Raw genomic sequence first — 17933 nt, 5'->3', positions numbered from 1 at the left:
GTATGGCTGGCCGCGGATTGTACGAGCGGCGCGGATGAGCCGCTCACGCGGGGGCTGGAACGTTAGCGCGGCGCCTTCGCCGCCAGCTGCTCCGCGACCTGCTTCCGGACGTTCGCGGTCTCCGGTATGTCGGGCCCAATCGTGTAGACGATGACGACTGCGCGTCCGAACCGGTGGATGTCTGACCAGACGTAGGTGCCCTGGTTGTCGGGCTTGTCGGTCCTGTAGCTGCGCGATTGGTCCGCCTGGTAGGCGGGCGTGCCGGCAGTCTGTTTCGTGTTGGCGCCGAAAAGGTCGGGCGGAGGGTTCTTCAGTGCTTCGGCGAGGGTGCCGAAGTTCGTCGTCGCAGTCTCGATGTTGGCGAGGATGGAGACTTCGAGGCGGAGCGAGGACACTTTGCTAGCGGGATTTTCGAAGAGCGCGACCCTGGAAGTGGCGGTTTCGGCGAAGCCGGCGGCCTTGCCGTCGGTTACTTCCTTGTAGCCGAGCTTCGGGATGTCGGCGACCAATTCGGCGGCTGTCGCTACGGTTTGGTCCGAGGCTGCCGGCGTCGTGGCCGAGTCGTCGTCGTCATCGCCGCCGCAGGCCACGAAGGACGCCCCCGCGAGGGCTGCGACGGCGGCGAGGGTGGCCACCGCGATTCGGCTGTGTTTTCGATGAACTCGCCGGGTCGTTCCGAGCCCGGGCGATGCGTAGTAGTAGAGGGGTCGTAGGTGCACGGAGTCAGCCATCCTGTGTCGTGAAAGGGGTGAACACCACGGCGCTGTTCGCTGCCGTTCCCGGGATGTTGCCGGGCGCCCTCTTTTCGCATGGACGCCCGTGCCGGCCGGGATTCGTCGTACGGGTGCGTATTCGAAACCGCGGCCAGCAACCCTACAGTATCGAATCGAGGGGAAAGGATCACCTGCCAGGCCATGACGGAATCGCCCGTCGCTGCGCCGGTGAAGTGCTCGGTGAGCGGCGGTAGCTGTTCGGAGCGGGGATCGGCCGGGACACGAAGAAGGCCCGTTTTCCGCCGGGCCTTCTCCTGAGAAGCGGGTTGCCAGAGCGCTCCGGACGCTCGTTAGGCCTCGGTCGGGCTCACGATGTCTTCAAAACGGGTGAAGAGGTAGGGGTCGAAGCGGGTACCGGCGAGACCGCGCATCACTTCGATCGCGTCTGAGTGGGTCATCGCGCGGCGGTAAGGCCGGTCGCTTGTGAGGGCGTCGAAGGCTTCGCACATGCCGATGACCTGGGCCTCGGCCGGGACTTCGGCGCCTTCGAGCATGCCGGGGTAGCCCTTGCCGTCGATCCGTTCGTGGTGGCAACCGACCCACCATGCGGTGGCGCCAAGGCCGGGTATCTCACTCAAGATGTCGCGGGCGTAGACGGGGTGCATCTGTACTGTCGACATCTCGTCGACGCTGAGGATGTCGGGTTTGCTCAGGTAGTGGACGGGCACGCCAAGCGTCCCGATGTCCTGCAAGAGCGCCGCGACCTTCACGAGGTCTGCGCGGCGCTCCGTCATGTCGCAAGCGAGGGCGACGCGGCGGGCGAGTTCGGCGACACGTCGTCCGCGCCCGTACTCGCGACCGTTGCGGACATCGACGACATCGCTCAGGACAGCGATGAAGTCGAAGAGTTCCTCCCTTGCCATGATGCCACCGTAGTTAAGCGACATAAGGGCGGAGGCGAGATCGTTGTCGTAGAGGCCGAGCCAGAATTCGTCGCGGCCGGCGATGTCGGCCATCTTCTCGGCGAGTTCCGGGTCGATTTCGTGGCCGGCCATCTCGCGGACGAGGGCGGGACCGCGGCGGCGAATGACGAGTGGCGAGGACTCCGCATCGATCAGTGACTCGACGCGGTCGGCGATTGAGACGATGCGGGAGATCAGGGGGGCTCGCTCGCCGGGCTGCGCCTTCGGCGAGCCGGAGCCGTCCCAGCAGTCGTGGTGGCCGGCAACGGCGTTGACGACGGCTTCGCCGAATCCCATCTTGCGGACGATCCGGGAACCTTCGTCGCAATGCCTGGCGATCGCCTCGACAACCTCATTCCAGGCGCCGGAGGGGACCTGGTCCAGCATGTCGGTGACGCGCGCCCCGCCGGCAATCATCTTGCCGCCGCGGTTGGCATCGAGGCGCGGGACTGTAGCGGCCGCGGCCATGCCGGCATCGTGGAGGAGGCAGCCGAAGAAGACTTCCTCGATTCGCTGCGGTTCGAGGCCGAGCTCGCTGGCGAGGAAGACGCCGACATAGGCAACGCGTTGGGCGTGACCCGGCCGGCGGCCTTCAGCGAGATCGAAGGCGCGGCTCAGGGCGGCAAGCACTGTGCCGCGGCTGAGGCGAGGGAGACCGCTGAAACCCGGATCGTCGTACAACGACGGGTCGAGGAAGTCTGCTTTGACCGTTTGGATCTGCGCCCTTGAGGCCATGAGCCGTGTTCTCCAGCGGATAGCACCCGGTGACAGGAATATCGGCGTCACGCTGGTGACGCTTCAGGGATGAGATGGTGACGGGGCAGCGAAATAGGGAAGAGTCGTAGGGGGCATTCAGGGGATCCCGGTGAGAGAGGGCGATCGGGGGTTTTCCCGGCCTGCACAAGCGAAGCAAACGGGGTAGACTTGAGGCAAAGCGCGCGCCGGGGAATCGAGGGGTTATCCGGCGCTAATCTGCCCAGGCGACGACACAGAACGAGATGGATCGCTCCCGGCTCAGCCGGTTCGTCAACCAGCGCCTGAATGAGCTGCCGCTCGAAGCGCCAGCCGTGGTTTCCCCGTCCACTTCCGTCCGAAGCGCCCTGGCCGTGATGCAAGAAGGTTCACGTTCGTGCGTGGTGGCGGTTGATGAGGGGAAGCTCGAAGGTATCTTCACGGAGCGGGACGTCCTCAACCGGTGCATGGACGAGAGCTTCGATTGGGACCAGCCCCTGGGGGCGTCGGTCCTGACACGGGAGCCACGGACCATCGCCTCCAGCCGCACGATCGCCGAGGCCATCATGCTGATGCAGCAGTTCCACTACCGGACGCTGCCGGTGATGGAGAGTGGGACGGTGGTGGGACTGGTGCGGCTTGGCGATGTGTTGCGCCACCTGGCGGAGGAATACCCCGAAGAAGTACTAAACCTGCCTCCACGCCCTCACCAGGTGATGGAGAGACCAGAGGGTGGATAGCAGAGCCTCATGACCACTGAAACGCAGATCAAGCCCGAGCACATCGTCGAAGAACTCGACCGTGTGACGATTCGCTTTGCCGGCGACTCCGGCGACGGGATGCAGCTGACGGGGACCCAGTTCACCAAGACGGCGGCAGTCTTCGGCAACGACCTGGCGACGCTCCCGGACTTCCCGGCGGAAATCCGGGCCCCAACCGGTTCCTTGCCGGGCGTCTCCGGTTTCCAGCTTTCGTTTTCCGGAAGCGACATCCACACACCCGGCGACCGGCCGGATGTGCTGGTGGCGATGAACCCGGCCGCGCTCAAGACGAACATCGGCGACCTGCGTCCGGGCGGACTCTTGATTGTGGACGAGAACGAGTTCGAGCCGACCAACCTGAAGAAGGCCGCGTACGTTTCGAACCCGCTTGAGGACGGCTCGCTTTCGGCCTACCAGCTGGTGCCGATCGACATCACCCGCCAAAACGAGCTCGCGCTCGAAGGCCTCCCGCTGAACGCGAAGGACAAGTTCCGTAGCCGGAACTTCTATGCCCTCGGTCTGATTCTCTGGCTTTACGGCCGTTCGATGGACACCACGGTCAAGTGGGCGACAGAGCAGTTTTCCCGCCGGCCGGACATCCTTGACGCCAACCTTCGGGCGTTGAAATCCGGCTACAACTTCGGCGAAACGACCGAGCTCTTCCGAGTCCAGTACCGGGTGCCGCCCGCGGTGGTCCCGGCGGGGACGTACCGCCACATCAGCGGGAACGAAGCGACCGCCCTGGGTTGCGTCGCGGCTTCCGTCCTGAGCGGGCTTCCGCTGTTCTACGGGAGCTACCCGATCACTCCGGCGTCGGACATTCTGCACGAGCTTTCCAAGTTGAAGGCGTTCGGTGTGAAGACGTTCCAGGCTGAGGACGAGATCGCGGCGATCGGCGCGGCGATCGGCGCCGCCTACGGCGGCCATCTCGCCCTCACCGGCACGAGCGGCCCCGGCCTCGCGCTGAAGAGCGAGGCGCTCAACCTGGCCGTGATGACCGAACTGCCGCTGGTCGTCATCGACGTCCAGCGAGCAGGCCCGAGCACCGGTATGCCGACGAAAACGGAACAGTCCGACCTCCTCCAGGCGATGTTCGGCCGGAACGGCGACAGCTACGTTGCGATACTCGCACCGGCGACACCTTCGGATTGCTTCCTGATGGCGATCGAGGCGTTCCGGATCGCGCTGAAGTACATGGTCCCGGTCATCCTGCTGAGCGACGGATACGTCGGGAACGGGTCTGAGCCGTGGCGCATTCCAGATGTGTCGACACTCCCGAAGATCCCGTGGAGTTACGCGAAGGAAGGGGAGGAGTACAGCCCGTACTCCCGCGACCCAAAGACACTGGCTCGGTCATGGGCAGTCCCCGGTCAGAAGGGTCTCGAGCACCGGATCGGTGGTCTCGAGAAGTCCGGCCAGACCGGTGACATCAGCTACGATCCGCGCAACCACCACGAGATGACGCTCGCCCGCAAGGGCCGTGTCGATCGCATCGCATCGGATATCCCAGACCTGGAAGTGCAGGGACCGTCGACGGGCGACATCCTCGTCCTGGGATGGGGCGGCACCTATGGCGCCATCACAAGCGCTGCCGAGAACGCCCGGAAGAACGGACTGAGCGTCGCGAGTGCTCACCTGCGCTACCTGAACCCATTCCCGGGGAACCTGGAGAAGGTGCTCCGAAGCTACAAGCACGTGCTCATCCCCGAGCTGAACACGGGGCAGCTTTCGCTCCTCGTCCGGGGGAGGTTCGTTATCGACGCAGTGCCCTTTAACAAGATCTCCGGGCAACCGTTCAAGATCGCCGAAATCGAAGGGAAGATCGACGAGGTGCTCGGACGGAGCGGGCCGTACGTCTTCGAATTCCCCCAGAGCTCCGGGCTGTCGGGAGGCTAGACCGTGACCACACCTACCAGTAATGGCCTTATCGCCGGTGAACTGCCGGTCTTGACACGCAAGGACTTCGTTTCGAACCAGGAGGTGCGCTGGTGCCCCGGCTGCGGCGACTACTCGATCCTGGCGCAGATGCAGAAGATGCTGCCGGAGTTGCGGATCCCGCGTGAGAACGTGGTTTTCATCAGCGGCATCGGCTGCTCCAGCCGCTTTCCATACTACGTGGAGACGTACGGCTTCCACAGCATCCACGGGCGTGCACTCACGATCGCGAGTGGGCTGAAGACCGCGCGTCCGGAACTGTCGGTCTTCGTCGTCACAGGTGACGGAGACGGACTCTCTATCGGGGGGAACCACCTCCTGCACGCGATGCGGCGGAATGTGGACCTGAACGTGGTGCTCTTCAACAACCGCATTTACGGCCTGACCAAGGGGCAGTTCTCCCCAACTTCGGAGTTCGGAAAGGTGACGAAGTCATCGCCGTATGGGACGACGGAACGTCCTCTCAACCCGATCCGCGTGGCACTGGCAGCGGGCGCCACGTTTGTTGCCCGATCGATCGACCGGGACACGAAGCACCTGGAGGAGACGCTCTACCGGGCGGCCCAGCACAAAGGGATCTCGTTCGTCGAGGTGTACCAGAACTGCAACATCTTCAATGACGGCGCTTTCGCAGCCTTCTATGACAAGGACGTGCGACAGGACAAGATGGTGTACCTGGAGCACGGCAAGCCGCTGCGCTTCGGGAAGGAAAACCAGCACGGCATCCGCCTGAACGGCTTCCAGCCGGAAGTGGTGGAGAACGCCGCCGGCGATGACGGACTGCTCGTGCACGACACGAAGCAGCAAAACCTCTCGTTGGCGAACATTCTCGTTGGGATGGACTACCCGGAGTTCCCGGTGCCGATCGGCGTCTTCCGCGATGTGGACGGGCCGGTTTATGACCAGCTGGTCCAGGAGCAGGTAGATGCGGCGCGGGCGAAGGGCCCCGGCGACCTCGCGGCGATACTGCATGCGGGCGAAACCTGGGTTGTGGACTAACCGATACATCCATAGGCGTCGACAATCTGTTATCTTTCAGAGCCCCGGGCCACCTGGGGCTCTGTCTGTTTCGCTCAGGAGGCGCCGAGCCATGACCACAGACCTGCGCAACATCGTGATCTGTCCCAGTTGCGGAACCGAGAACATCGAAGGCAGTGACGCCTGCGAACGCTGCACGATGGACTTGAGCGGCATCGACGTGCCGGAGTCGGTCCAGGTCGTATCGGAAAGCGACTTGAACGTTTCCATCTCTGCCGTGCGGATGACGCGTCCGCGTACCGTCGCGCCGATGCAGACGGTCCGCGATGCCGTGCTCGAGATGAAAGGCGACCCGACGGGGGCCGTTGTCGTCGTGGATAGCGGGAAAGTCGTCGGTATCTTCACGGACCGGGACGTGCTCAAGAAGGCAGCGGCGCGGCTCGCGGTACTGGACGATCCGGTCGCCTACTACATGACCGCAGACCCGGTGGTGCTGCGCGAAGACGACACGATGGCGTTCGCCCTCAATAAGATGGGCGACGGTGGGTTCCGTCACATCCCGGTCGTCCGCGACGGAGAACTGGTGGGGATGATCACAGTGAGGGACATCATGAGCTGGGTGCTCGGCCGGTACTTCGACTGAGAGAGTCCCGGGCGACCGTGCGGGCGGCAGGGTACGCGGAGGTTAGATGGGTTCCGCGACGAAGAGCGGGATCGTGCGGGTGGTGCGCTTCTGGTAGTCCGCATACGGCGGGAAGGCAGCGACCGCGAGCTCCCAGAGGCGTGCGCGCTCGGCGGCGTCCTTGACTTCCCTGACACGCATCGCCTGGACCGTGGTCCCATCACGGAGCTCGACGGCGGGGTTGGTGCGGAGGTTGTAGACCCAGACCGGGTTCTTCGGCGCCCCGCCGACACTGCCCACGAGTACGTAGTTCGCGCCGTCCTGAACACGCATGAGCGGCGTCTTTCGAATCGCGCCGGTCTTGTTGCCGGTGTTGGTGACGATGATCACCGGCAAGCCGGTTTCGCGCAGGGTCGTCCCCTGGGTGCCGCCCGAGCTCTCGTACAGCTCAACCTGCTTGCGTACCCACTCGACGGGGCTCGGGATGTAGTCGGCCATCAAGTTCTCCAGTCTGATCGATTCCCGCGAGGGAACCCACGCAGTATAGGCCAGGCTGACGCAGAGGGCGCCGGACAGGCGATCGGCCGGGCGGCTCCGTTCGCCGGGTACACCCCGCCGTTGCCTGATACATACCAATCTCTAGCCTATGGCTGGCCGAACCCGTATGGTTCTGGCATAGCGAAGACTTATCGCTAACGGGTGAGCCATCCATGGAACTGGCCCAACTGGACGCATTTATCGCTGCCGCCGATTGCGGCAGCTTCAGCCGGGCGGCCGAGCTGCTGAGCGTCGCACAACCGTCACTGAGCAACCGCATCCAGTCGCTCGAACGCGAGGTCGGTCAGTCGTTGTTCGAACGCATGGGCCGAGGCGTGAAGCTGACCGATGCGGGCCGCTCATTTCTTCCTTACGCCCAGCGCGTCTTGCGGACGTTGAATGATGGACTGATGGTGCTTGAGGGCACGCGCGACGGTACTGCCGGCCGCCTGATGATTGGCACGGCGCCAGCCGTCGGGACCTACGTCTTGCCGCGGCTGTTGAAGGTGTTCTGCGACAACCACCAGGGCGTCGACGTGCTGGTGCGGACGGGTCACAGTGACGAAGTCCTCCAGATGGTCGTCGATGACGATGTCCAAGTCGGGTTTGGGCGCCCGATCAACCATCCCGATGTCCGGACGGTGACGCTCTACCACGACGAACTGGTGCTCGTGGTGTCGTCGCAGCACCGCTACGCGAAGCGCGGTTCGGTGAAGGTTGAACAGCTCGCGGACGATTCGCTGATCTTGTTCGACCGGGACTCGGGATACTACGGGATGATCCTGAGTCTCTTCCGGGACCTCGGTGTGGTCCCGCACCAGCAGATGCAGCTCGACTCCATTGAAGCGACGAAGAAGATGGTCGAAGCGAACCTGGGCATCGCGCTGTTACCGGAGGTCTCGGTAGAGCGGGAGATCCGCCTTGGGACGCTGCACAAGGTGCATATCGAGTCGGCCGAGCCGGTCGAGCGGGACATCGCGGTGATGTACCGAAGGAACAAGCCGCAGTCCGGCCCGATGTCTGCCTTTCTCGACCTGCTGGGCGAGATTTACGGCATGAAGCTCCCGCGGTAGCGAAGGCCGGTGCTGATCGATCTGCACTGCCACACCCGCCCGCTCTCGGCGTGCAGCGCGTTGACGGCGGCGGAGCTCGTCTCGCTGGCCTGCGAGCGGGGGTTGGATGGCATCTGCCTGACGGAACACGACCGTGCCTGGGATGCCGGCGAACTCGCCGAGCTCCGTGAGTCCGCGCCGATCCGGGTCTTCTCCGCGGTGGAGCTGACAACGGACATGGGACACGTGCTGGCCTTCGGCCTCGATCCGTCTGGATTCTCGGCAATCGCGCGGGCGGTCTTCGCGGCGGCGGAGGCATCGGGCGGGGTACTGTTCCTCGCCCATCCGGCGCGCGACGGCCTCCTGCGGGTCACGCACGAGACCGTGCAGTACTTCGCCTCGGTCGAGGCGGTGAACGGCTCGGATACGAAGTTGCAGAATCTCGCGGCGAGCGGCCTGGCCAAGGGATTCCGGCTGCCGGGGATTGCGGGTTCGGACGCTCACACGCGGGACGAGGTGGGGCGCGCCGCGACACGATTCGCCTATCCCGTGACGACCGACGCCGAGTTGCTGCGCGAACTCCTGGCGGGCCGGTACGAGGCGGCGGCGGTGGAACGGTAGCCGGGGGCCCGGTGCTGCGGGTATCGTTCGGCGCTACGCCCGGAGGGCAGCGACCGCTTGCAGTCGACCATTTTCCACCTGATCGGCAAGCCCGGTGTGGGCAAGTTCACCATTGGCAGCGCACTGGCAGCGGCGACCGGAGCGCGACTCGTCGACAACCACTCGATCGCGAACGTCATCTTCAATGTGCTGGACCAGGACGGGATCAAGCCGTTACCCGAAGGGGTCTGGTCGTACGTGCGAATGGTCCGGCGCGCCGCGCTCGACGCGATCATCGACCTTTCGCCAGCTGAACTGTCGTTCGTGTTCACGAACTACCTTGCGGGCGAGAGTGAGTCGGAGATGGCAGTGTTCGACGAGGCGGTGGCGGTGGCCGAAGCGCGAGGCAGCCTGTTCGTGCCGGTGATCCTGTCCTGCGAGACTCCGGAGCTCGTGCGCCGGATCGTGTCGCCCGCCAGGAAGGAGCGGATGAAACTCATCGACCCGGTCCAGGGCGCCCGGCTCAACGACGAAGTCCCGCAGTTCTCAACGGACCACCCGAACGTGATCTGCCTGGATATCACGCGGATGCCCCCGGAGGAATCCGCCCGCATCATCATCGACTGGGCGTCGTCGCGGAGGAGTTGATCAGGCCATCCAGCGCCGGGCCTGGCGCTTCTCGAATTCCCCGTGCAGGTCGAGAAGCACCGCAAAATGGTCCAGGGCGTGCCAGAGGACCTTTTCCGCCAGCCACGCGAGGTCTACTTCCTGACTGTCGGGCCAGATCCCGGTCCGTAGCCACTGATCCGGGGAAAGGCTCTTGAACATCTCGACGGTTTTCGTGCGTTCTGCCATGAAGCGCTCGGCGAGGTCATCGATGTCGCCGTCGGGCCTGTAGCGCTCGTTGAATGCCTCTGTGTCCCAGGAGACGAGTTCGGGGCGGTCTTCGGCAAGGATGCGCCGGATGCGCGGCTGGAAGTTCTCTGTCTCGACGGCGATGAGATGCGCGACCTGGTGGTGGGCTGACCAGACGTCTTCGATGGCTTCGTGCTGCCAGGGTTTCACGAGGGAGGCCGCCCAGTCGACTCCTTTCACGCTGAGCTGGAGGCGTGCCATCAGGGTGGGGTCGGGAATGCGCTGCTCGGCCACGTGAGTGCTCCGGTAGGGGATTCGCCGCCCGAGGATACGGCATTCGATGGATAGATCGACCGGCAGGGGCGTCCTACGGTGTGCCAGGATGGCCATCGATCCGACTGCCAACGGTACGGTCTCGAGCGCGCACGTTTCACTTCGCGAAGCTGGCGAGATCGCCCGCAGCCGTCCCTCCGGAGGCTTCTCGGCGGCGGCATCGACGTACCAGCCGCCGACGGCACAGGCTGCCCCGAGGGCGGCTTCGGCACGATCTGCCAGCGCCGGCGCCGCCAGCCGGGCGTCCCGGACTGCCACACCGCACACGCCGGTCCAGTCGAACAGCGACGCAGACCCGGACCAGTGGGACAGCATGCTCAACCGGATGGGCCAGAAGTACAACGTGCCGCCGCTGTTCCTGAAGGCGGTAATGCTCATCGAGAGCGGTGGCCGTCCGGATGCGGTGGGCGACGCCGGGCACTCGGTGGGGCTGTTCCAGTTACACGACCAGGGCTATGGCCACGGCATGGGAGACAGCCGATTCGACCCCGAGGCGAATGCCGACCGCGCGGCCCGGGGCCTGGCCGAGGCATGGCAGGCGGGTGACCGCGCCGGGTATTCGGGCGAATACGCCGTGCGCGCTGCGTACAACTACTCCTTCAACCCCGGCGGCGGCTTCGCCTACCAGGGTGATGCCCTCGTCAGCCAGTACAACGCGCTGCGCCAGGAACAGGGGCTGCCGCCGGTGTCCTGAGGCCTTCACCAGTATCACGCGCGCCGGGGAGCGGAGCCTCGCGGGTTCCCCCGCGGTGCTATCATCGAAGTTCGCCACCGCCGCGGGGTGAGCGAATTCTCGATGGGAGAGCACGCCATGGTGACTGCCGGGTATCTCGAACGCAGCGTTAAGGTCGGAAACCTGAAGCTCAGCTACCAGGAGTGGGGTAACCCCCAGGCGCAACCCATCATCATGCTCCATGGGTTCGGGGTTTCCGGGCACATGTTCGATGAGTTTGCGGGGCGTATGCAGGACCGCTACCGCCTGATCGCGCTGGACCAACGCGGCCACGGGGACAGCGACTGGGCGGAGGACGGCGATTACACCCGCACGGCCTTCGTCGAAGACCTGGAAGGGTTCCGGCACGAGCTTGGGATCGACCGGTTTATCCTTATGGGCCACAGCATGGGCGGGCTGAACTCGGTCACGTATACGAATCGCTACCCCCAGCACGTGAGCGCGCTGGTGCTCGTGGATGTCGGCCCTGAATCCGCGAAAGAAGGCGTAGACAACATCGTCCGCTTCACGCGGGGGCCGGATGAACTGGAGTTTGAGGAGTTCGTAGAGCTCGCGCATCGCTTCAATCAGCGGCGCACGCTGGAGAACATCCGGGAGCGGATGCGCCACCGGCTGAAGCCCACCGAAACCGGGAAGTACACGTGGAAATTCGACAAGCGCTTCCGCCAGCCCGATAGCGGCCTGCGTATCGGCGGCGAAGCAGCGAATGACGACTCCTGGGCGCTCTTCAGGGGCGTGCGCGTGCCAGCGCTCCTGATCCGCGGTTCGGAAAGCGATGTGCTCCCGCAGGAAGTTGCCGAGCGGGCAGCGAGCGAGATGCCGCGAGCCCGCCTGATCGTGATCCCGGGAGCCGGCCACAGCGTGCCCGGAGACAGCCCGGACGCGTTCACCGACGGTGTTCGGGAGTTCCTCGGCGACCTGGAACACGGCGAGTTCGAACCCGCCGCGGCGGCGCCACCGCTCGAACGGCTGATGGAAGAGCACACGGCCGCCTCGCGTCGTGGTTCGAGCCTCATCCTCCTGGCAGCGGCCGGAGCTGCGGCTGTCCTGATTATCGCGGGGGCAGGCTTCGCAGCCCGCCGATCGAGCCAGAAGCGGTCCGCCGCTCGCGCCGAAGCCGCTCAACGGCGGACCGTCCGAGGCCGTGCTGCCACAGCCGCGGGACGGCTTCCCCTCCATTCAGCCGATGTCGAGCATGCGCGTGAACGTGCCGCGGAAGTCGTCGCACGGCTCGGTGTCGCCGGGGCAGAAGGATCACGGCGGGCGCGCGAGTCGCTCTCGCAGATTGACCTGGATCATGCCCGGCTGGCGGCTCAAGACGCGTTGGCCATCCTGAGCGAGGGGTCGCGTCACGCCCCGGCGAACGTCCGCGCGGCCGTTGGACGCGCGGATCGAGGGAGGGCGAGGCAAGGCGGCTCCATGGCACTGGCGGTAACGCGCGGGGCGAGCCTCGCAACGATCCACACGGCGGCAAGGCTCCTCAATCGGAAACGGCAGCCCACGCCGAAACCCGCCCGGCGCATCGCTCGATGGCGAAACTGAACGTCAACGGTGCGACGATTGCCTACGACGACCGGGGAAGCGGATCGCCGGCGTTCGTCTTCATCCACGGCTGGGCGTGCGACCGGACCTGCTGGTCCGAACAGTTGGCCGAGTTCTCGAAGAGGCATCGCTGCATCGCCGTGGACCTTCGCGGGCGCGGCGAATCGCCTGCGGCGCCGCCGTTTCGCGCAGGACAGGCCCTGGAGGACGTGGCAGCCATTATCCGTGAACTCGCGATCGGTCCGGCCATCCTGGTTGGTCACAGCCTCGGTGGGATCATCGCCCTCGCGCTGAACGGGCGCTACCCGGAACTCGTTCTCGGAGTGGTGACGATCGACTCGCCGATAACGGCCCAGACGGGGGCCGGCTCACCTCGTTCGGTCTCGCTGATCCGGGAGGCTGGTTCGATGCGCGCCGTCGAGGGCTTCATCGGCACATTCGCCTACGACCCGCCTCATGCGGGCGCGGCCGAATACGTCGAACGGGTCATGCTGGGTTGCCCCGCCGATGTTGGGGCGGGAATGCTCGAGGATTTGCACCTGGTGGGTGAAGACATGCCGCGACTGATCCGGGAAGCAGACGCCAAGCCCTTCATGGCGATCTGGGCAGAAAAGCCGCTTGGTGACCCCGCCTGGCTGCGTGAGCACACGACCTTCCTCCGCCAGGAGCCCGTCGCCGGCAGCGGCCACTTTGTCCAGATGGAACAGGCAGAGATGACGAACTCGTTGTTGCGGGCGTTTCTCGATGATGTTGCGCGGGATCCGCGGGTTAGCGCGGGGTAATCCGGCGATAGGCCAGAAGCACCGCCGGCGCTAAGGTTTCTGCGATGAGTGATACGAGGAGCCGGCCTGTCCGCCGTGCGGGGGGCAAGGCGAAACGCCAGACCGTCGGCGGCTCCGAGCGTGGCTCCAACTTCCCGGTCGTCTTCATCGGTGCCCTGATCGCGGTTGTGCTTGCGGTCGTCTTGCTGCTCACCGTCGCCGCCGACTCGATCTCCGGCGACGGAAAGCCGGCTGGCCCATCTGGTGACCCGTCCAGCACTGCGACGGCCGAAGCCACGGCTACAGCCGGTGGTCCGACATCCACCGTTGGCGCGCAGACTTCCACGAAGACTCCGGAGCCCACCCCGGGCGCCGATGGCAGCATCCTGGTGGCGTGTGGCGACATTCTCGCTCCCCTGGACAAGCAGCACCGGCTCGCTGCGGATTGCGCACCGAATGACCTGCGCCAGGTTGCCGGAGGGGCCTACCTCCGCGCCGAGGCTGCCGTTGCACTCGGCGAGATGTTCGCCGCGGGGAAGCAGGAAAAGGGATTCGACTTCTACGTGAACAGTGGCTACCGGAGCTACCAGGAGCAGGTGAACACCTACAACTACTGGGTGCAGACCAGCGGGCAAGCGTACGCAGACCGCACGAGTGCCCGTCCGGGCCACAGCGAACACCAGCTCGGCACGACAGCTGACGTAGCGGCGCGCGGTCTCGAACTGGAAGCGTTCGGGGGCACCGCCGAAGCGGCCTGGGTCGCCGCCAATGCCTACAAGTTCGGGTTTGTTGTCAGCTATCCGGATGGCAAGGAAGCCATCACGGGATACGCGTCGGAACCGTGGCACCTCCGTTACGTCGGCAAGGGAGTCGCCCAGCAGGTGAAGGACAGCGGCCTGACGCTCCACGAGTTCCTGTTGAAGTAGCCAGCCGTGGCGCGGGTTCGTTGAAAGCGTGTCGGTTGCAGCGTCAGTGCTGTGATGCAACACTCGCCCGACATTCTTTGACGTCAAACGGAGTAGCCACACCATGATCCCTCCATCCCCGACCGACGAGCTGCTGCTCGAACAGGACGGCAACGTCCTTACGATCACGTTCAACCGCCCCGACCGCCTGAACGCTATCACCGGGCCGATGCTGGCCGCACTTTCCACGACACTCCAGGCGGCGAACGTAGACCGGGACGTGCGCGCCATCATCATCACCGGCGCGGGGCGCGGATTCTGCTCGGGTCTCGACCTGAAAGCACAGGGAGGCGACAAGAGCGACGGCGCCATCCAACTCGGTGGCCGCGGCTACCAGATGTTCGACCTTCACAACTCGCCTCCGATCGTCATCAACCGGATGGACAAGCCGATCGTTTGTGCCCTGAACGGCGCCGCCGCCGGTTACGGGATGGACCTCGCGCTCGGCTGCGACATCCGCATCGCAAGCGAGAACGCGAAGATGGGCGCGGTCTTTGCGAAGCGCGGGATTGTCCCGGAGAGCGGTGGCTGCTGGTACTTGCCGCGGCTGCTCGGTTGGGCGAAGGCCGCCGAAGTTGCGTTCATGGGCGACGTCCTGGACGCGCAGCGCTCGCTTGAGCTCGGTCTCGTGAACAAGGTGGTCCCGCACGATGAGCTGATGACTGAGGCGAAGTCGTGGGCTCACAAGATCGCCAACAACGCACCCCTGGCGGTCCAGGCGACAAAGCGCATGATGCGTCTCGGACAGGATGAAACGTTCGAGGCGGCCGTGGACCACATCCTCCTCCAGCTCCTGCCGCTGGCCCAGACGGAGGACTTCAAGGAGTCGTTGAGCGCGTTCGCGGAGCGTCGCGAGCCGGCGTTCAAGGGGCGATAGGTCTTTCGCCGAACGCGAAATCTCGCCGTCCGGGCCTAGACTGCCCGGGCGGCGCGCGCGAGCAAGGTGCTGACTTCACCCTGTGAAGTCAGCCGGAGGAAGCGGACCTGGCGGAACTGCGGGTCGGTCATTGCTTCGAGGAAGGCTGCCCGGGACTGGCGACGGCGGGAGATGGTGTAGCCGATGAGCGATCGTTGCGGGCTCCAGATCATCAATTGGTCCCAGAACTTCTCCGCGTTCGTGCCCCAGAGCAGTTCGCGGCTCCGCCACCGCCGCCAGGAGCGGACGACGACGCGCCACGACGTCAGGTAGAGCGGGAAGTCCAGCCAGATGATAGTGTCGGCCCGAGGCCAGACCGTGGCCAACGTGTGCCGGAGATAGTTGCCGGCGGTGACCCACGTGTCCGCGGCGTGCGCCTCCACCAACCGCATCCGGAACTCCTCCGGGTCGCTCTCTTGCCAGTTGGGCTTCCAGAAAAGGGCGTCGAGTTCGATGAAACTCGCACCGCTGAGGGCGGCAAGCTGGCTTGCCAGGGTCGATTTGCCGGAGCAACTGGGTCCCACGACGACAATTCGGTGGCCGAGACTGCCTGGGTGTGCGCCTGGCGTGTCCATCGGAGACTACATCCTGGAGCGGAGTTGTTCCGGCAGGTCTTCGGGAATCTCCGAGACCGGCAGGCTGGCGAGGGACGTCTTGATATCGAAGATGTCGCCCCAGGCGGCATCGTAGTAATCGGCGGGCCCTTCATCTTCGGCTTCCCACACGACCACGACCTGCGGGTCGCCTTCGGGGGCATTCACCCAGTACTCGCCCAGGACCCTGGCCTGTGGCGGGTGCTGGAAGGTCTTTCGGCGTTCGAATGCCATCAGGCCCTGGAGCGCGTTGGTGCCGGGCTTGAAGCGAAAGTAGGCGACGAAGAGTGACATCGTGCGGATTATAGTTCCGTTGCTGGAAGGAGGACGGCCTTTCTCTCTGGTACACTGCGCCCGCCGGGTCTGCGAACCCGGGCATTGGAGTCATGAATGTACCGTCGGATCTTGGTTGGCGTTGTCGCGCAGGGGCAAACCCGAGACTTCTTGAGCGCCATGCGCGAGGCGAACACATTCCAGACCGAGCGGGGCATCCGTGCGCGGACGGCGGTCTGGGGCGCCATGACCGGCCAGAACAACTCCGTCGTCATCGCCGCCGACTTCAACACGCTCGAGGACCTGGAGAAGTGGACCGACCTGGCGACGGAGGACTCGCGGTTCGCGATTGTCCGCCGCGAAGTGCGTTCGGCGATGATCTACGAAGACTCCGAAGTGTCGATCCTGCGCCTCGCCTACCACTCCGAAGGGCTGATGACCTCCGAGGATGCGACTGCGCCGCGGAAGTACATGCGCGTCCTGCACGGAGACGTGAAACCGGGCAGCCACCGGGAATTCGTCCTCTCGGTATCGGTAGCGCTTGATTACCAGAAGCAGCGCGGAATTGATGCGCACACCAGCGTTTGGTCGAAGATGACGGGCCACACCAGTGGTGTCTCGATCGTGGCGGAGTTCGACTCGCTGGGGGAGCTCGAGAAGTTCGACGAGATGGCCGTGACCGACGCGGAGTTCGGCCGCCTGCGGGCAGCCACCCGGGCTTCGATGGTGTTCCTCACGAGTGAGACGCAGTTGATGCGCAACCTGATGTAACCGGCCAGCACTGCCGATCCTCCTGGTGTACGGAGGAGCGGTAATGCGGCTGCCCTGGCGGAAGCCCCCCGATGGTCCGGCATTTGATCCGTTTGCCGGGGAGATCCCTGAGCACCTGGAACCATTGGAGCCACTCACTCCCATCCGATGGCGCCGCGTGATCGTGTTCCTGGTCGTCGTTCCGGTCGCTGTGATCCTGCGCCCGATGCACCATCTGTTTGAACTCTTCCGGGTTCTGTACGGTGCGTGGTGAGCACGAAAAACGGGGCCAACTTGAATCGGCCCCGTTCGTGATTTCGAAGTGGGATTAGCCGGCGATCAGCTGCCGCAGGCGCGGGGCTGGCCGCTTCCGTCCGCAGTCTGGAAGCTGGAGCCGCAGGCGCATGACTTGGTGGCGTTGGGGTTGAAGATCGAGAAGCCGCTCTTCATGATGTCGTCGACATAATCGATCTCGGCGCCGGAGAGGTACTGGGCGCTTTCCGGGTCGATGACAATCTTGATGCCGGACTGTTCGAGGATGATGTCGTCTTCTTCAGCGGCGCGGGCGAGCGCCATGCCGTACTGGTAGCCGCTGCAACCGCCGCCGGCGATGAAGACGCGGAGCGCGCCATCCGTCAGTTCGCGGGCTTCGAGCAGGGCCTTCGCCTTCTCGGCGGCCTTCTCGGTGATGTTGACGAGGACTACGGGGGCTTCGGATTCGGTCGTCATGGCTGAGGCCTCCAGCGGGATGCTGCTTCTTATTGTCGACGCTTGTCGCTATGAAAATCATAGCCATTGCGGCGTCGCGCGTCTATGTCGCTTGCTCAGTTGTCACCCGGTCGCGCATTACCTACGCTCCGCGCATGACTCAGCAGGGATCTCGCGTTATCTACCTCCCACCCGGTGTTGTTGCGCCGATGCCCGCCGGAGGAGGGAACAATGGCGTCCCGTTCGACCGCGCGTTTTTCGAACAGGTGCTGCCTCCGGCGATCGCGGGGTTCTGCAAACAGGTGGCGTGTGTCGCTCCCGTCGTGGAGCTGATGACGGTCGATGGCGTGACCCACTACGTGAACGGCATCTCGGGCGTGGCGGAGGAATGGGTCGCGCTCCAGACATCGATCCCGGACCACGAGCACCCGATCCAGAGCTTCATCCCTTACCAGACGATCTACCGCGTTGAGATCCACCCGGAAGGCGATGAACGCCGGGCGCACCTGGGGTTCGTGACGACGGCCGTGCAGGGCCTGCCGAAGATCGATCCCGACGAGCCCGTTGCTGCCAGGGTCCGGCGGCGGGCTCCCACGAAGAAGTAAGCCGAAC

At 64.9% G+C, this 17933-nt stretch carries 22 protein-coding genes; 15 read left to right on the top strand and 7 right to left on the bottom strand.

Features of this window, described 5'->3' with window-relative positions; translation table 11 throughout:
- Positions 1-62: 62 nt before the first annotated feature.
- On the bottom strand, positions 63-719 hold the full coding sequence (locus IPG14_RS05970) for a hypothetical protein (protein WP_343388714.1): 657 nt from the start codon (positions 717-719) through the stop codon (positions 63-65).
- Between the two features lie 344 nt (positions 720-1063).
- Entirely contained in the window at positions 1064-2410 is a 1347-nt protein-coding gene (locus tag IPG14_RS05965) for an HD domain-containing phosphohydrolase (RefSeq protein WP_343384280.1), read from the bottom strand.
- 263 nt (positions 2411-2673) lie between these two features.
- Here IPG14_RS05965 and IPG14_RS05960 point away from each other — a divergent pair, with 263 nt between their 5' ends.
- The 4 genes from IPG14_RS05960 (at position 2674) to IPG14_RS05945 (ending at position 6724) form a co-directional block, all read left to right on the top strand.
- Positions 2674-3147: a CBS domain-containing protein gene (locus IPG14_RS05960; protein ID WP_343388715.1), complete on the top strand. Its 474-nt coding sequence runs from the start codon at positions 2674-2676 to the stop codon at positions 3145-3147.
- Positions 3148-3156: 9 nt separating this feature from the next.
- Positions 3157-5064, top strand: a complete 1908-nt coding sequence (locus IPG14_RS05955; protein ID WP_343388716.1) for a 2-oxoacid:acceptor oxidoreductase subunit alpha — start codon at positions 3157-3159, stop codon at positions 5062-5064.
- Positions 5065-5067: 3 nt separating this feature from the next.
- Positions 5068-6102 carry a 2-oxoacid:ferredoxin oxidoreductase subunit beta gene (locus IPG14_RS05950; RefSeq protein WP_343384283.1) on the top strand — a complete coding sequence of 345 codons (1035 nt, stop codon included), beginning with the start codon at positions 5068-5070 and terminating at the stop codon, positions 6100-6102.
- Positions 6103-6193: 91 nt separating this feature from the next.
- Positions 6194-6724, top strand: a complete 531-nt coding sequence (locus tag IPG14_RS05945; RefSeq protein ID WP_343384284.1) for a CBS domain-containing protein — start codon at positions 6194-6196, stop codon at positions 6722-6724.
- Positions 6725-6766: 42 nt separating this feature from the next.
- Here IPG14_RS05945 and IPG14_RS05940 read toward each other — a convergent pair whose 3' ends face one another.
- Positions 6767-7201 carry a nitroreductase family deazaflavin-dependent oxidoreductase gene (locus tag IPG14_RS05940; RefSeq protein ID WP_343391188.1) on the bottom strand — a complete coding sequence of 145 codons (435 nt, stop codon included), beginning with the start codon at positions 7199-7201 and terminating at the stop codon, positions 6767-6769.
- A gap of 212 nt (positions 7202-7413) precedes the next feature.
- Between IPG14_RS05940 and IPG14_RS05935 the strand changes: the two genes are divergently transcribed.
- From IPG14_RS05935 to IPG14_RS05925, 3 genes are read left to right on the top strand one after another with little or no spacing between them, the layout of a single operon-like run.
- Positions 7414-8313 carry a LysR family transcriptional regulator gene (locus IPG14_RS05935; RefSeq protein WP_343384286.1) on the top strand — a complete coding sequence of 300 codons (900 nt, stop codon included), beginning with the start codon at positions 7414-7416 and terminating at the stop codon, positions 8311-8313.
- 9 nt (positions 8314-8322) lie between these two features.
- On the top strand, positions 8323-8913 hold the full coding sequence (locus IPG14_RS05930) for a PHP domain-containing protein (RefSeq protein ID WP_343391187.1): 591 nt from the start codon (positions 8323-8325) through the stop codon (positions 8911-8913).
- A 57-nt stretch (positions 8914-8970) separates the two neighbouring features.
- Positions 8971-9540, top strand: coding sequence for a chloramphenicol phosphotransferase (locus IPG14_RS05925; RefSeq protein WP_343384288.1), 570 nt, complete (start codon positions 8971-8973; stop codon positions 9538-9540).
- Here the strand turns inward: IPG14_RS05925 and IPG14_RS05920 are convergent, their stop codons facing one another.
- Entirely contained in the window at positions 9541-10041 is a 501-nt protein-coding gene (locus IPG14_RS05920; RefSeq protein WP_343391186.1) for a DinB family protein, read from the bottom strand. It lies immediately after the preceding gene.
- Between the two features lie 88 nt (positions 10042-10129).
- Between IPG14_RS05920 and IPG14_RS05915 the strand changes: the two genes are divergently transcribed.
- The 5 genes from IPG14_RS05915 (at position 10130) to IPG14_RS05895 (ending at position 14958) form a co-directional block, all read left to right on the top strand.
- Entirely contained in the window at positions 10130-10774 is a 645-nt protein-coding gene (locus tag IPG14_RS05915) for a transglycosylase SLT domain-containing protein (RefSeq protein ID WP_343391185.1), read from the top strand.
- Between the two features lie 117 nt (positions 10775-10891).
- Entirely contained in the window at positions 10892-12355 is a 1464-nt protein-coding gene (locus IPG14_RS05910) for an alpha/beta hydrolase (RefSeq protein WP_343391184.1), read from the top strand.
- Positions 12343-13137, top strand: coding sequence for an alpha/beta hydrolase (locus IPG14_RS05905; protein ID WP_343391183.1), 795 nt, complete (start codon positions 12343-12345; stop codon positions 13135-13137). The genes IPG14_RS05910 and IPG14_RS05905 overlap by 13 nt, the downstream gene beginning before the upstream one ends.
- Before the next feature lie 44 nt (positions 13138-13181).
- On the top strand, positions 13182-14042 hold the full coding sequence (locus IPG14_RS05900) for a M15 family metallopeptidase (protein ID WP_343391182.1): 861 nt from the start codon (positions 13182-13184) through the stop codon (positions 14040-14042).
- Between the two features lie 103 nt (positions 14043-14145).
- Positions 14146-14958, top strand: a complete 813-nt coding sequence (locus IPG14_RS05895) for an enoyl-CoA hydratase (protein ID WP_343384294.1) — start codon at positions 14146-14148, stop codon at positions 14956-14958.
- A 35-nt stretch (positions 14959-14993) separates the two neighbouring features.
- Here the strand turns inward: IPG14_RS05895 and IPG14_RS05890 are convergent, their stop codons facing one another.
- Both IPG14_RS05890 and IPG14_RS05885 read right to left on the bottom strand, forming a co-directional pair.
- Entirely contained in the window at positions 14994-15572 is a 579-nt protein-coding gene (locus IPG14_RS05890; protein ID WP_343391181.1) for an AAA family ATPase, read from the bottom strand.
- A gap of 6 nt (positions 15573-15578) precedes the next feature.
- Positions 15579-15884 (bottom strand): hypothetical protein, encoded by a 306-nt coding sequence (locus tag IPG14_RS05885; RefSeq protein ID WP_343384296.1) that lies wholly within the window; start codon positions 15882-15884, stop codon positions 15579-15581.
- A 96-nt stretch (positions 15885-15980) separates the two neighbouring features.
- On the opposite strand from IPG14_RS05885, the gene IPG14_RS05880 reads away from it, so the two are divergent.
- Positions 15981-16634: a hypothetical protein gene (locus IPG14_RS05880; RefSeq protein WP_343384297.1), complete on the top strand. Its 654-nt coding sequence runs from the start codon at positions 15981-15983 to the stop codon at positions 16632-16634.
- A gap of 43 nt (positions 16635-16677) precedes the next feature.
- Complete coding sequence (locus IPG14_RS05875) at positions 16678-16887, top strand: hypothetical protein (RefSeq protein ID WP_343388725.1); 210 nt, start codon at positions 16678-16680, stop codon at positions 16885-16887.
- Positions 16888-16952: 65 nt separating this feature from the next.
- Here the strand turns inward: IPG14_RS05875 and erpA are convergent, their stop codons facing one another.
- Positions 16953-17342: an iron-sulfur cluster insertion protein ErpA gene (gene erpA, locus IPG14_RS05870; protein ID WP_343384299.1), complete on the bottom strand. Its 390-nt coding sequence runs from the start codon at positions 17340-17342 to the stop codon at positions 16953-16955.
- Between the two features lie 134 nt (positions 17343-17476).
- Here erpA and IPG14_RS05865 point away from each other — a divergent pair, with 134 nt between their 5' ends.
- Positions 17477-17926, top strand: coding sequence for a hypothetical protein (locus tag IPG14_RS05865; RefSeq protein WP_343384300.1), 450 nt, complete (start codon positions 17477-17479; stop codon positions 17924-17926).
- Positions 17927-17933 lie beyond the last annotated feature (7 nt).

Origin of the sequence: Candidatus Amarobacter glycogenicus, assembly GCF_016704105.1 — a bacterium.
Classification (GTDB): domain Bacteria; phylum Chloroflexota; class Dehalococcoidia; order Tepidiformales; family Tepidiformaceae; genus Amarobacter; species Amarobacter glycogenicus.
This window is presented reverse-complemented; position numbering and strand designations above follow the sequence as displayed.

Coding starts and splice junctions, on each gene's coding strand:
- IPG14_RS05935 (WP_343384286.1), top strand. CDS start 7,414: ATGGAACTGGCCCAACTGGACGCATTTATCGCTGCCGCCGATTGCGGC.
- IPG14_RS05890 (WP_343391181.1), bottom strand. CDS start 15,572: ATGGACACGCCAGGCGCACACCCAGGCAGTCTCGGCCACCGAATTGTC.
- IPG14_RS05900 (WP_343391182.1), top strand. CDS start 13,182: ATGAGTGATACGAGGAGCCGGCCTGTCCGCCGTGCGGGGGGCAAGGCG.
- IPG14_RS05885 (WP_343384296.1), bottom strand. CDS start 15,884: ATGTCACTCTTCGTCGCCTACTTTCGCTTCAAGCCCGGCACCAACGCG.
- erpA (WP_343384299.1), bottom strand. CDS start 17,342: ATGACGACCGAATCCGAAGCCCCCGTAGTCCTCGTCAACATCACCGAG.
- IPG14_RS05910 (WP_343391184.1), top strand. CDS start 10,892: ATGGTGACTGCCGGGTATCTCGAACGCAGCGTTAAGGTCGGAAACCTG.
- IPG14_RS05915 (WP_343391185.1), top strand. CDS start 10,130: ATGGCCATCGATCCGACTGCCAACGGTACGGTCTCGAGCGCGCACGTT.
- IPG14_RS05865 (WP_343384300.1), top strand. CDS start 17,477: ATGACTCAGCAGGGATCTCGCGTTATCTACCTCCCACCCGGTGTTGTT.
- IPG14_RS05940 (WP_343391188.1), bottom strand. CDS start 7,201: ATGGCCGACTACATCCCGAGCCCCGTCGAGTGGGTACGCAAGCAGGTT.
- IPG14_RS05875 (WP_343388725.1), top strand. CDS start 16,678: ATGCGGCTGCCCTGGCGGAAGCCCCCCGATGGTCCGGCATTTGATCCG.
- IPG14_RS05895 (WP_343384294.1), top strand. CDS start 14,146: ATGATCCCTCCATCCCCGACCGACGAGCTGCTGCTCGAACAGGACGGC.
- IPG14_RS05905 (WP_343391183.1), top strand. CDS start 12,343: ATGGCGAAACTGAACGTCAACGGTGCGACGATTGCCTACGACGACCGG.
- IPG14_RS05965 (WP_343384280.1), bottom strand. CDS start 2,410: ATGGCCTCAAGGGCGCAGATCCAAACGGTCAAAGCAGACTTCCTCGAC.
- IPG14_RS05945 (WP_343384284.1), top strand. CDS start 6,194: ATGACCACAGACCTGCGCAACATCGTGATCTGTCCCAGTTGCGGAACC.
- IPG14_RS05880 (WP_343384297.1), top strand. CDS start 15,981: ATGTACCGTCGGATCTTGGTTGGCGTTGTCGCGCAGGGGCAAACCCGA.
- IPG14_RS05960 (WP_343388715.1), top strand. CDS start 2,674: ATGGATCGCTCCCGGCTCAGCCGGTTCGTCAACCAGCGCCTGAATGAG.
- IPG14_RS05955 (WP_343388716.1), top strand. CDS start 3,157: ATGACCACTGAAACGCAGATCAAGCCCGAGCACATCGTCGAAGAACTC.